Genomic DNA, 13,151 nt, shown 5'->3' with positions numbered 1-13,151 from the left:
CAGGAAGGCAGCCGTGTGCGCACCTGGACCGGATCCCCTTTCCCCCTGGGCGCCACCTACGACGGGGAGGGCACGAACTTCGCCCTGTTCAGCGAAGTGGCCCAGCGCGTCGTCCTCGTCCTCTTCCACGACGACGGCACGCACGACGACGTCACCCTCACCGAGGTCGACGGCTTCGTCTGGCACTGCTACCTGCCCGGGGTCGGCCCCGGCCAGCGGTACGGCTACCGGGTGCACGGCCCCTGGGACCCCGCCGCGGGCCACCGGTGCAACCCCGCCAAGCTGCTCCTCGACCCCTACGCCCGGGCGATCGAGGGGGAGATGGACAACGACGCCTCGCTGTACGAACGCGCGGCGCAGGGACCCGAACGGGCGGACAGCGCCGGGCACACCCCGCTCTCGGTCGTCGTCGACACGTCCTTCGCCTGGGGGGACGACCGGCCACCCCGTCGGCCGTACGCGGAGACGGTCGTCTACGAGGCGCACGTCCGCGGTCTGACACAGCGGCATCCCGGGGTCCCCGCCGAACTGCGCGGCACCTACGCGGGCCTCGCGAGCGACGCCGTCATCGACCACCTCACCTCCCTGGGGGTGACCGCCGTCGAGCTGATGCCCGTGCACCAGTACGTGCAGGACGGCTTCCTGCGCGACCGCGGTCTCTCCAACTACTGGGGGTACGCCTCCATCGGCTTCTTCGCCCCGCACAACGGGTACGCGGCGCGCGGCGCCCGGGGCGAGCAGGTCGACGAGTTCAAGTCGATGGTCAAGGCGCTGCACGCGGCGGGCCTCGAAGTGATTCTCGACGTGGTCTACAACCACACGGCGGAGGGCAACGAGAACGGCCCCACGCTCGCATTCCGCGGCCTCGACAACGCCTCGTACTACCGTCTGCCGGAGGGCGACCGGGCCCACTACTTCGACACCACCGGCACCGGCAACAGCCTGCTGATGCGGCACCCGAACGTCCTGCAACTGGTCATGGACTCGCTGCGGTACTGGGTCACCGAAATGCACGTCGACGGCTTCCGCTTCGATCTGGCGGCCACGCTGGCCCGGCAGTTCCACGACGTGGACCGGCTCTCGGCCTTCTTCGACCTGGTCCAGCAGGACCCGGTGGTCAGCCGGGTCAAGCTCATCGCGGAGCCCTGGGACGTCGGTGACGGCGGCTACCAGGTGGGCAACTTCCCGCCCCTGTGGTCGGAGTGGAACGGCAAGTACCGGGACGCGGTACGGGACTTCTGGCGGTGCGGGGACCACACGCTCGCCGAGTTCGCCTCCCGGCTGACCGGCTCGTCCGACCTCTACCAGCACGACCGGCGCCGCCCGCGGGCCAGCGTCAACTTCGTCACCGCCCACGACGGCTTCACGCTGCGCGACCTGGTCTCGTACGACGCCAAGCACAACGAGGCCAACGCGGAGGACAACCGGGACGGCGAGAGCGACAACCGCTCGTGGAACTGCGGCGCCGAGGGCCCCACCACCGACGGGCGGATCCTGGAGCTGCGCGCCCGCCAGCAGCGCAACTTCCTCGCCACGCTGATGGTCTCGCAGGGCATCCCGATGCTGGCGCACGGCGACGAGCTGGGCCGCACCCAGCAGGGCAACAACAACGCCTACTGCCAGGACAACGAGCTCTCCTGGGTCGACTGGGACCTCGACGACGAGCAGCGCGACCTGATCGGCTTCACCCGGCGGGCCATCGAACTGCGCGCCGCGCACCCGGTGTTGCGCAGGCGCCGCTTCTTCCGCGGCGAGCCGCCGGCCCGCGACAGCCGGCCCCTGCCCGACCTGGTGTGGCTGCGGCCCGACGCCCGGGAGATGACGGACGAGGACTGGCAGCGCCCCGACGCCCACGCCGTCGGCGTCTTCCTCAACGGCGACGCCATCGCCGAGCCCGACGCGCAGGGCAGGCCCGTGGTGGACGACTCCTTCCTGCTGCTCCTGAACAGCTGCGGGGACCCGGTCGTCTTCCGGCTGCCCGACGTCGCGTACGGCGAGCGCTGGGAGACGCGCCTCGACACCACCGATCCGCGGGGCCTCTCGGACGAGACGGAACACAAGGCCGGCGCCGAGGTCACCGTCGCCCCGCACAGTCTCCTCGTGCTCTCGCGTCCCTCCGTGGGTACCGCGTCCTAGCGGGCAGGAGAACCCGGTCGGACCACAACCAGCCAAGGAGGTGCGCCATGGCCGGCAAGCAGGCCGTGCTGCGGGAACTGCTCAGGACCTCGGGACAGACGTACGCCGCCGAGGCGGGCATCCGGCTGACCGGCACCCCGCAGCCGCTCTACCGCACGCTCGTCCTCTCCTGCCTGCTCAGCGCCCGCATCCGGGCATCCGCCGCGGTGGCGAGTACCCGCGCGCTGTATGACGCGGGGATGCGCGGGCCCCGGCAGATGGCCGACGCCACCTGGCAGCAGCGCGTCGACGCCCTCGGACGCGGCGGCTACCGGCGCTACGACGAACGGACGGCGACCCAGCTCGGTGACGGCGCCCGGCTGGTGATCGACGCGTGGCACGGCGACCTGCGCCGGGTCCGGGACGAGGCCGACGGCGACGTGGCCGCCGTGAAACGCCTGCTGCGGCGGGTGCCGGGCCTCGGCCCCACCGGCGTGGACATCTTCCTCCGCGAGGTGCAGGACGTGTGGCCCGAGTACCGGCCGCACCTCGACGCCAAGGTGTTGCAGGGGGCGGAGCGCCTCGGTCTGCCGCGGGACGCGTCCGCGCTGCTGCGGCTCACCGACGAGCGGCCGAGCGTGGTGGCCGCCGCGCTGGTGCGGGCCGCGCTCGACGAGAAGATCGCCGAGGAGTGTCTGGAGGCGGCAGGCTAGGGCCTTCGGCCGCCGCGCACCCCCCGGGCCATGGATTCGGTGGCCCGGGTGACGTGTGACCTGCCGGATTCGGGTCACGTGAGGATCATGACCCGATTTGCAACGGTAGGCCTGCTGGTGGTCGGCGCGGTGGGCGGTGTGCTCCTCGCCCCGCTGGTGTCGCCGTGGTGGTGGCTGCTCGCGGCGCCCCTCCTGGCCGTGGCGCTCACCGGCGCGTACGACCTCGTCCAGCGGCGCCACAACGTACTGCGGAACTATCCCGTGCTCGGGCATGCGCGCTACCTGATGGAGGCCGTGCGCCCGGAGCTGCAGCAGTACTTCGTGGAGCGCAACTACGACGGCAGGCCCTTCGACCGGGACACCCGCAGCATCGTCTACGAGCGGGCCAAGGGCGTCTCCGCCGAGGAGCCGTTCGGCAGCGAGCGCGACATGGACCAGCGCGGCTACGAGCTGCTCGTGCCGTCCATGGCCCCGGTGGACGTGCCCCAGGAGCCGCCCCGGGTCCGCGTCGGCGGCCCGGACTGCACCCGGCCGTACGACATGGCGCTGCTCAATGTGTCGGCGATGAGTTTCGGCTCGCTCTCCGCCAACGCCGTGCTGGCCCTCAACACCGGGGCGGCGCGCGGCGGATTCGCCCATGACACCGGCGAGGGCGGCCTGTCCGAATACCACTTGCGGCCCGGCGGCGACCTCGTCTGGGAGATCGGCACCGGCTACTTCGGCTGCCGCACCCGCGACGGGGACTTCGACGCCGAAAAGTTCGCCGAGAAGGCCGCCCACCCCGCCGTCCGCTGTGTGTCGCTCAAGCTGTCGCAGGGCGCGAAGCCGGGCATCGGCGGCGTCCTGCCCGGCTCCAAGGTCAACACCGAGATCGCCTCCGTACGAGGGGTGCCCGAGGGTGAGACCGTCGTCTCACCGCCGTACCACCGCGTCTTCTCCACCCCGCGCGAGCTCGTCCTCTTCGTCGCCCGGCTGCGGGAGCTGACCGGGGGCAAGCCGGTGGGGTTCAAGCTGTGCCCCGGCTCCCGGACGCAGTTCCTCGCCGTGTGCAAGGCGATGGCGGCCGAGGGGATCACCCCGGACTTCATCGTCGTGGACGGCGCGGAGGGCGGCACCGGCGCGGCCCCGCTGGAGTTCGCCGACCACCTCGGCCTGCCGCTCACCGACGGCCTCATCACCGTGCACTCCGCGCTGACCGGCACCGGGCTGCGGGACCGTGTCCGCATCGGCGCGAGCGGCAAGGTCGCCACCGGCGCCGACATCGTCAAGCGGCTCGCCATGGGCGCCGACTACACCAACGCGGCCCGCGCGATGATGTTCGCGGTCGGCTGCATCCAGGCCCAGCGCTGCCACACCAACCGCTGCCCGACCGGTGTCACCACCCAGGACCCGCGCCGCGCCCGCGCCCTCGACGTCGCCGACAAGTCCGCCCGCGTCACGCGCTATCAGCAGGCCACCGTGCAGAGCGCGCTGCGGATCATGGCCGCGATGGGCGTGCACGACACCGCGAAGCTCGGCCCGCATCTGCTGCGCCGCCGCGAGGACCGCGGCCACTTCCGCTCCTACGCCGAGCTGTACGAGTGGCTCTCCCCCGGTCAGCTGCTCGCGGAGCCGCCGGAGAGCTGGGCCGCGGACTGGCGCGCGGCCGACCCGGACGCCTTCACCCTCTGACGGCGCCCCCCGCCCTCCCCCTCACTTCTCGATCCACCCGAAAGGAATTCTCATGTCCCGCACTGTTGCCCGTGTCGTGGTCGACGCCCTGGAAGAGCTCGGAGTGCGCCACGTCTTCGGCGTGGTGGGCGACGCCCTGAACCCCTTCACCGACGCCATCCGCGCCTCCGGTTCCGTCGACTGGGTGAGCTGCCGGCACGAGGAGGCCGCGGCCTTCGCCGCCGGCGCCCAGTCCCAGCTCACCGACAAGCTCGGGGTCTGCATGGGCACCGTGGGACCGGGCTCCGTACACCTGCTCAACGGGCTCTACGACGCCGCCAAGAGCGGCACCCCGGTGCTCGCCATCGCCGGCCAGGTGCCGCTCGCCGAGGTGGGCACCGACTACTTCCAGGAGGTCGACAACGACCTTCTCTTCCGTGACGTCGCCGTCTTCCGCGCCACCGTCACCTCGCCGGAGCAGCTGCCGGGCCTGCTGGAGATCGCCGTGCGCTCCGCCATCGGCCGCCGCGGCGTGGCCGTCCTGACCGTGCCCGGCGACATCGGCGGCAAGGAGCTGGAGAACGACCGGCCCGCCCGGCTCTCCGTCGCCGAGTCCGCCAACCGGCCCGACGACCCGGTCCTGGACGAGGCGGCCGCCGCGCTGGACGACGGCGGCAAGGTCACCATGCTGGTCGGCCGGGGGGCACGCGGCGCCCGCGAGGACGTCCTCGCCCTCGCCGACCGCCTCGCCGCGCCCATGGTGCTCACCCTCAAGGCGAAGGAGGGCTTCGAGGGCGACGGCAACCCCTATCAGGTCGGCCAGACGGGGCTGATCGGCAACCCGGCCGCCGCCCACGCGATGGACCAGGCCGACACCCTGCTGCTGCTCGGCACGGACTTCCCGTACCGGGAGTGGTACCCGGAGGGGAAGAAGGTCGTCCAGGTCGACCGGGTCGCCGAACACATCGGCCGGCGCGTGCCGGTCGACGTGGCTCTCGCCGCAGACGTCGGCCCCACGGTGCGCGGCCTGCTCTCCCGCCTGCAGCGGCGTGAGGACCGCGGGCACCTGGAGGGGGCGCGGGAGAAGTTCGCCAAGTGGCAGCAGGGCCAGCAGCGGCTCGCCCGCCCCGGCCACGACGACGGCCTGATCGGCAAGGTGCGGTCCGCCTTCGACAACCGGGACCACCTGGTGCGCCCGGAGGCGCTGGCCGCCGCCGTGGACACCGTCGCCGCCGACGACGCCGTCTTCACCTCCGACACCGGCATGGCCACGGTGTGGCTGTCGCGCTTCGTCGAGATGCGCGGGTCCCGCCGGCTGCTCGGCTCGTACAACCTCGGCTCGATGGCGAACGCGATGCCGCAAGCGATCGGCGCGCAGCTCCTGGACGCCGACCGGCAGGTCGTCGCCTTCTGCGGCGACGGCGGCCTCGGGATGCTGCTCGGTGACCTGATGACCATCCGCAGCAAGCAGCTGCCGGTCAAGCTGGTCGTCTTCGACAACCAGCGGCTCGGGATGGTGAAGCTGGAGCAGGAGCAGGCGGGCCTGCCGGAGTTCGGCACCGAGCTCGACAACCCGGACTTCGCCGCGGTGGCGGAGTCGATGGGGATCACGGGCATCCGGGTGACCCGGGCGGAGGAGCTGACCGAGGCCGTCGAGCGGGCCTTCGCGACGCCGGGGCCGGTGCTCCTGGACGTCCTCACCAACCCCGAGGAGATCGCGGTGCCGGCCAAGCCGACCGTCCAGCAGGGCTGGGGGTTCGCCATCGCCAAGATCCGCGAGAACCTCTCCAGCTCGGACAGCCGCTGAACCGAAGTCGGGCCAAACAGATGTGCGTAGCAGGTATTGGCGGCGCCAAGCCGGGCACTCGATGGCTGTCCGGTGAGAGATCCACCCGGGTCGCACCGGAGGCGTAGGCCGCGCCCGGTTCGGCGACATAGCAGCAATGCCAGAAAAGCCGCAATATGGACTTGGCGCCAACGCCAGACACCGCCGCAGGAAAGGCACACGTACCTCATGAGCGACGCCACAGGTAAAGCGACCACCACCGATGCCGGCGTTCCGGTCGAGAGCGACGAACACTCGCTCACCGTTGGCGCCGGTGGCCCGATCCTCCTGCAGGACGGCTATCTGATCGAGCAGATGGCCCAGTTCAACCGGGAGCGCATTCCCGAACGGCAGCCGCACGCCAAGGGCAGCGGCGCCTTCGGTCACTTCGAGGTCACCGCGGACGTCAGCGCGTACACGAAGGCCGCGGTCTTCCAGCCCGGGACCCGGACCGATCTCGTGGCCCGGTTCTCCACCGTGGCCGGTGAGCGCGGATCCCCGGACACCTGGCGGGACCCGCGCGGTTTCGCGCTGAAGTTCTACACGTCCGAGGGCAACTACGACATGGTCGGGAACAACACCCCGGTCTTCTTCGTGAAGGACCCGATGAAGTTCCAGCACTTCATCCGGTCCCAGAAACGCAGGGCGGACAACAACCTGCGCGACCACGACATGCAGTGGGACTTCTGGACCCTCTCGCCGGAGTCGGCCCACCAGGTCACGTGGCTGATGGGCGACCGGGGCATCCCGCGCACCTGGCGCCACATGAACGGCTACACCTCGCACACGTACATGTGGATCAACGCGCAGGGCGAGCGGTTCTGGGTGAAATACCACTTCAAGACCGACCAGGGCGTGGAGTGCTTCACCCAGCACGAGGCCGACCAGATGGCCGCGGCCGACACCGACTACCACACCCGGGATCTCTTCGAGCACATCCGGGACGGCGACTTCCCCAGCTGGACGCTGTACGTGCAGATCATGCCGTACGAGGATGCGGCCACCTACCGGTTCAACCCGTTCGACCTGACCAAGGTGTGGCCGCACGGCGACTACCCGCTGACCGAGGTCGGCCGGATGACGCTGGACCGCAACCCCACGGACAACCACGCCGAGATCGAGCAGGCGGCGTTCCAGCCGAACAACCTGGTGCCGGGCATCGGTCCCAGCCCCGACCGCATGCTCCTCGCGCGGCTGTTCTCCTACGCGGACGCGCACCGTCACCGCATCGGCGGCAACTACCAGCAGCTGCCCGTCAACGCGCCCGTCGTGCCGGTGCACTCGTACTCCAAGGACGGGGCCATGGCCTACCGCAAGGTCACGGATCCGGTGTACGCGCCGAACTCCAAGGGCGGCCCGGCGGCCGACACCGCCCGTTACGGCAACCCGCCCAGCTGGCACGCGGACGGCGAGATCACCCGCGCCGCCTACGTCGACCACGCCGAGGACGACGACTGGAGTCAGCCGGGCACCATGGTGCGCGAGGTCTTCGACGACGCGGCGCGCGACCGCCTCGTGGACAACGTCGTGGGGCATCTCCTCAACGGCGTGACCGAGCCGGTGCTCCAGCGGGCCTTCGCGTACTGGAAGAACATCGACAAGTCGGTGGGCGAGCGCATCGAGCAGGGTGTGCGCGCCAAGGCGGACGAGAAGGACCCCAAGGCCGCCGCGCAGGCCAACCCGGCGCGGAGCAGCATGCAGGACAAGGCCTGACGGCCTGACCCGCGTCTGAAGAGTGACACCCGGTGTGTGCCGCCGCCCGATGGGTGGCGGCACACCCATGTGTGCCGCCGGTCGGGACCGCGTACGGGGTGGTCAGGCGTCCGGCACCGCGAAGTCGCACCAGACGGCCTTGCCCTCGCCCCGGGGTTCCACGCCCCAGCCGGACGCGACCGCCTCCACCAGGAGCATCCCCCGCCCCGATGTGGCGGTCTCCCCCGGCGTCCGCTTGCGCGGGCGGTCGCTGGAGCGGTCCTTCACCCACAGCCGGACGCGGCGCGGCGGTCCCGTGAGCACCTCCAGGGTGAGGATCGCGCCGCCTTCGGTGTGCACCAAGGCGTTGACGAGGAGTTCGCCCGCGGCCACCTCGACGTCGTCGGCGACCCCGCCGAGGCCCCAGGAGGCGAGGTGCTCCCGCAGCGCCGCGCGTGCGTCGGCGAGGCCCTCGGGGTCGGCCTGGTGCACGTACCGGTGGATGCGCGGCTCCTGGAGGGTGCCGGGGTCGGGGTGGCGGCGCAGCACCAGGAGGGCCACGTCGTCACCGGTGCCCCAGCGCTCCCACAGCGCGTTCGAGAGGTGGTCCGCCAGGTCCTCCGCCGCATCGGGGCCTGCGCGCAGCACCTCGGCGAGGTTGTGCATCCCGGTGTCGAGGTCGAGCCCGGCGTCCTCCACGAGCCCGTCCGTGTACAGCACCATGGTCTCCCCCGGAACCAGGTCGAGCCGGACCTCGGGGTAGTCCTCCATGCCGAACTCGGTGGCAAGGCCCAGCGGAAGCCCGCCGCGCACCCGGGGCACGCCGACCCGGCCGTCCTGGTGGCGTACGAGCGGCGGAAGATGTCCGGCCCGCACCGCGCGCACGATGCCGGTGGCGGGGTCGAACTGGGCGTAGGTGCAGGTGGCGAACCGCTCGGTGTCCAGTTCGGCCAGGAAGCGGGAGGTGCGTGAGAGCACCGTCGCGGGCGGGTGCCCCTCGCCGGCGAAGGCCCGCAGGGCGATGCGCAGTTGTCCCATGATCGCGGCGGCGTGGGTGTCGTGTCCCTGGACGTCCCCCACGACCAGGCCGATGCGGCCGCGGGGCAGGGTGATGACGTCGTAGAAGTCGCCGCCGACGTCACGGCCGCCCCAGGCGGCGTGGTAGCGCACGGCGACCTCGGTGTCCGCGACCTCGGGGATCCCCCGCGGCAACATCGTGGCCTGCAGGCTCTTGGCGAGGTCGCGCTCCTCGTCGAAGAGCATGGCGCGCTGCAGCGACTGGGCGACGATGCCGGACAGGCCGATGCACAGGTTGCGGTCCGCGTCGCTGAAGTCCCTGCGGCCCCGGTAGAAGAGCGCGAGCCCGCCGATGGCGCGGTCCTGGGCGACGAGCGGCAGGAACGCCGCCGAGTCCAGCTTCATGCTCTCGATGTAGGGGCGCAGCCGGGTGAAGCGCCGGGCCAGGTCGGGCAGTGAGCCCACGAAGCGGGGCTGGCGGGTCATGACGGCCTCGGCGAGCGGCAGCGACTCGTCGACCTTGTACAGCTTGAGTTCGTCGAGGACCTGCATCGAGTGGCCGACCAGGGCGATGAGCTTCAGGTTCTCGCCCTCGACGAGGCCGAGGACGAGGCCGTCGGCGGCGAACCGGTCGAGGCCGGTCGCGCCGGAGAGCACGGCCACCACGTCGTCCACGGTGACCGCCCGCGAGAGGGCCTCCGTGGTGCCCTGCACCATCAGGGCGATGCCCTGGCGGCGCTCCTCACGGGCGTCGGTGGCCGCGAGTTCGGCCCCGTCGTTGGCGGCGTCCCGCAGCGTGCCGAGGACGCGTACGGCCAGTCCCTCGGGGGAGCGCGTGATGTGGCCGCGGGCGTGGCCGAGGTGCAGGGAGCCGTCGCGGTGCCGGGCGCGGAAGTAGACGCCGTAGTGGTCGGCGCCGGTGCTCACGGCCTCGGTGACCGCGTAGTTGATCCGGACGGCCTCTTCGGGGGGCAGCCGGCGCTGGAGCGAGCCGACGGTGCCCTCGAACTCGTCGGGGCGCAGGTCGAGCAGGGCCAGAGAACCCGCGTCGAGGCGGAGCGCACCGCTGCGCAGGTCCCAGTCGAAGCAGCCCACGCCGGTCAGGAGCAGGCACTGTTCCAGATCGATGGAGGGCTTCTTGGCTGACGTCATGTCTGTCTCCGGTATGCCGCCCCGCCACCCTATGCGCCAACTGTCCGGCGCGCGCGGCCGGGCGCCTCGGGTGACGATGGTGACCGCGGGCCCTCCCGCCACCGGGCGCCGTCGAAACCCCGACCTTGGTCCCGCGGCAGGTGACCTTGGTCCTGTGTGAAAGGGCCGGGGCGGGACATCCGTCACGGTGTCGGACGGCGGATCGCGTGCCGGCACGCACGCAAGCGACCGTCATGTACACAAGCGAAAGGAACGTACTCGTGGGCATCATCGCCTGGATCCTGATCGGTCTCATCGCCGGAGCCATCGCCAAGGCCCTCACGCCCGGCAAGGACCCGGGCGGCTGCCTCGTGACGATGCTGATCGGCATCGTGGGCGGTCTGCTCGGCGGCTGGCTGGGCAAGGTCATCTTCGGTGTGCACTCGATCAACGGCTTCTTCCACCTGTCGACGTGGATCGCCGCCATCATCGGTTCCGTGATCGTGCTGTTCCTGTACCGGCTGATCACCGGCAAGCGGGCGCACTGACCCGAACGGCGCAACCGCGCGGCGCCCGCCCGGTGCCGACGGCTCGGAGGTCTTCTCCGCCGTCGGCACCGGGCGGGCGCATTAGTGCACACGTTCGATTCAGGTGTAACCTTGTCGCATGTCCGGCCACCAGCTCCAGGGATCGCTCTTCGACCAGAGCGACGACGTACGCCTGGGCTCCCTGGACGGCATCCGCAGGACCGTCCTCGGCGACGGGGCGTGGATCGACCTCCTGCCGGGCTGGCTCAAGGGCGCCGACGAACTGTTCGAACGCCTCGCCACCGACGTCCCCTGGAAGGCGGAACGCCGGCAGATGTACGAGCGGGTCGTGGCCGTGCCGCGTCTGCTCGCCTTCTACGGCGCGGGCGACCCGCTCCCCCACCCCGTCCTCGACGAGGCCCGGCAGACCCTGAGCGCGCACTACGCCGACGAGCTCGGCGAACCGTTCACCACGGCGGGCCTGTGCCACTACCGCGACGGGCGGGACAGCGTCGCCTGGCACGGCGACCGCATCGGACGCGGCGCCCGCGAGAACACGATGGTCGCCATCCTCTCTGTGGGAGCACCCCGCGATCTGCTGCTGCGCCCGCTGCGCGGTGGCGGGACCGTACGACGGCCGCTCGGACACGGCGACCTGATCGTGATGGGCGGCTCCTGCCAGCGCACCTGGGAGCATGCGATCCCCAAGTCGACCCGGGCCACCGGCGGACGCATCAGCGTCCAGTTCCGGCCGCACGGGGTGCGCTGACCGCCCGGCCTCAGGCCCTGCGGCGGGTGAGCGCGCGCCGTACCACCTTGCCCAGCACGGAGGGGCGGAGCAGCAGCGAGGGCGGGGCCGTCATGTTCAGGACCCGCACGAACCGCGCCCACACGTCCGGGTCACGCACCGCGAGCGCGAAGACGTGCCGGTTGTACCAGTGCGCGAAGCGCGCGGCCCGGGGCTGCCCGGTGGGCGCCCACATGAGGTCCGAGCTGGTCGCCATGGTCCAGGGCACCTGGATGATCCGCGCGGCGCCGCGCTGGTAGTCGCGGCTGAGGCCGTCGAGTCCGGCGGCCCGTGCCCGCCGGTGGCCGAGCAGCCGGCCCAGCAGCTCCGCCTCAAGGGCGGCGACGGTGAGCCCCTGCCCGTACACGGGGTTGAAGACACAGAGCGAGTCGCCGACCGCGACGAGGCGTTCGGGCCAGCGGTCGTTCTTGTGGTGCAGGCGCCACTCGTTGCCGGGGTTGGTGTAGCGGTGGATGCGCCCCTGCCGGGTGCCGCGCTTGATCTGTTCGGCGAGGCGCGGGTTGCCGAGGCTGTGGGCGAAGTCCAGATAACCCTCGTCGTCGGTGGGCGGCACATGCTCGTCCACGCCGAAGAGCGAGCACATCCAGCGGTGGTGCTCCACGGCCAGCACCACACCGCCGCGCGGCACGCCGGGCGCGAAGGCCATCTGGTACGCGATGTCGAAGTCCTGCGCGTCGTCGGGCGGACGCTCATAACAGGCCGAGGTGTAGGTGATCTTGGCCTTGACGACGGTCTTGGCGGAGACGGGCAGCCGCGCGTCCGTGAGCCACTGGTCGACGGAGGTGGCGCGGCCCGAGGCGTCGACGACCAGGTCGGCGGTGATGTCGGTGGCGCCGTGGGCCGGGTCGGCGTCATCGGCGCGGTACCGGACCCGGTCCAGGCGGCCGGGGGTGCTCGACGTCACCGTCTCGCAGTGGGTCGCCGCGAGCACGCGGACCGTCGCCAGCGCCGATACCCTTTGCCGCAGGCGCCGTTCGAGCTCGTCGCGCGTGAAGGTCTGGACGGGGACGCCGACCGGGTCGGACGGGGCGTATCCGGTCGGCAGCAGGAAGCTGATCCGCTCCCCGTAGTCGAAGACGGGGGCGCCGAGTCCGGCGAGCTCGGCCCGCAGTCCGGGAAAGAGCACCTCCAGCGCCTCGCCGCCCCGGGCGAGCAGCGCGTGCGCGTGGTAGCCCTGCGGGACATGGGGATGGACGCCGGTCTCCGCCCCCACCGGGTCGTGCTCCAGGACGAGCACCTCGGTGAAGTGGTCGGCCAGGACCCGTGCCGTCACGAGCCCGGCGTATCCGCCGCCGACGACGACGGCCCGCCCCCAGCGCGTACCGGACGACGGGTGGTGCGGGTGATGGGTCATGGCCGGTCCGTTCTCTCGACTCGGCGCCCCGCTCGCGCTCCGGGCGGCGGGCGCGAGGGACTCGGACGGAAGTGCCGTGCCGCGGACGGGACATGACGCGGCGCTCACCGAAGTGTGACCGCACCCGCCGCCCCGTCGCGCCGTGCCCTGACGCGATTCGGACGGCCGTCGGTGAGATCGACGGCGGCACATGCGACGGGCATGCGCAGGGTGCGGGCGCAACCGGCCCGCGCGGCCCGGCGGGGAACACCCCGCACATCACGGCTGGATCCCGTCGGCACCCGGGCAAACATCGCAAGGGCGCGATCATCGTATCGAG

Annotated in this window: 9 protein-coding genes; 7 read left to right on the top strand and 2 right to left on the bottom strand. The window is 71.8% G+C overall.

Going from position 1 to position 13,151, the window contains the following annotated elements:
- The first annotated feature begins 15 nt into the window (after positions 1–15).
- The 5 genes from glgX (at position 16) to ACFYO9_RS16475 (ending at position 8,016) form a co-directional block, all read left to right on the top strand.
- Entirely contained in the window at positions 16–2,136 is a 2,121-nt protein-coding gene (gene glgX, locus ACFYO9_RS16495) for a glycogen debranching protein GlgX (RefSeq protein WP_358779361.1), read from the top strand.
- A 47-nt stretch (positions 2,137–2,183) separates the two neighbouring features.
- Positions 2,184–2,828, top strand: coding sequence for an endonuclease (locus ACFYO9_RS16490; protein ID WP_355819598.1), 645 nt, complete (start codon positions 2,184–2,186; stop codon positions 2,826–2,828).
- 87 nt (positions 2,829–2,915) lie between these two features.
- The gene (locus ACFYO9_RS16485) at positions 2,916–4,499 is read left to right on the top strand and encodes an FMN-binding glutamate synthase family protein (protein ID WP_358779360.1); all 1,584 of its coding nucleotides are present in this window, start codon (positions 2,916–2,918) and stop codon (positions 4,497–4,499) included.
- Positions 4,500–4,551: 52 nt separating this feature from the next.
- Positions 4,552–6,285, top strand: coding sequence for a thiamine pyrophosphate-dependent enzyme (locus ACFYO9_RS16480; protein WP_358779359.1), 1,734 nt, complete (start codon positions 4,552–4,554; stop codon positions 6,283–6,285).
- Between the two features lie 207 nt (positions 6,286–6,492).
- Positions 6,493–8,016 (top strand): catalase, encoded by a 1,524-nt coding sequence (locus ACFYO9_RS16475; protein ID WP_355819607.1) that lies wholly within the window; start codon positions 6,493–6,495, stop codon positions 8,014–8,016.
- A 102-nt stretch (positions 8,017–8,118) separates the two neighbouring features.
- Here the strand turns inward: ACFYO9_RS16475 and ACFYO9_RS16470 are convergent, their stop codons facing one another.
- Positions 8,119–10,164 (bottom strand): SpoIIE family protein phosphatase, encoded by a 2,046-nt coding sequence (locus ACFYO9_RS16470; protein ID WP_355819610.1) that lies wholly within the window; start codon positions 10,162–10,164, stop codon positions 8,119–8,121.
- Between the two features lie 260 nt (positions 10,165–10,424).
- Between ACFYO9_RS16470 and ACFYO9_RS16465 the strand changes: the two genes are divergently transcribed.
- Together ACFYO9_RS16465 and ACFYO9_RS16460 are read left to right on the top strand one after the other, a co-directional pair.
- Positions 10,425–10,691 (top strand): GlsB/YeaQ/YmgE family stress response membrane protein, encoded by a 267-nt coding sequence (locus ACFYO9_RS16465; protein WP_355819613.1) that lies wholly within the window; start codon positions 10,425–10,427, stop codon positions 10,689–10,691.
- A gap of 118 nt (positions 10,692–10,809) precedes the next feature.
- Positions 10,810–11,439 carry an alpha-ketoglutarate-dependent dioxygenase AlkB gene (locus ACFYO9_RS16460; RefSeq protein WP_355819616.1) on the top strand — a complete coding sequence of 210 codons (630 nt, stop codon included), beginning with the start codon at positions 10,810–10,812 and terminating at the stop codon, positions 11,437–11,439.
- Between the two features lie 10 nt (positions 11,440–11,449).
- On the opposite strand, the gene ACFYO9_RS16455 is transcribed toward ACFYO9_RS16460, so the two are convergent.
- Positions 11,450–12,832 carry a monooxygenase gene (locus ACFYO9_RS16455; protein ID WP_358778954.1) on the bottom strand — a complete coding sequence of 461 codons (1,383 nt, stop codon included), beginning with the start codon at positions 12,830–12,832 and terminating at the stop codon, positions 11,450–11,452.
- Between the last annotated feature and the right edge of the window lie 319 nt (positions 12,833–13,151).

The sequence above is a fragment of the Streptomyces sp. NPDC005863 genome (assembly GCF_042871345.1).
In the GTDB taxonomy this organism is placed as follows: Bacteria; Actinomycetota; Actinomycetes; order Streptomycetales; family Streptomycetaceae; genus Streptomyces.
The sequence above is the reverse complement of the archived record's forward strand: the minus strand, read 5'-3'. Positions and strand labels throughout refer to the sequence as shown.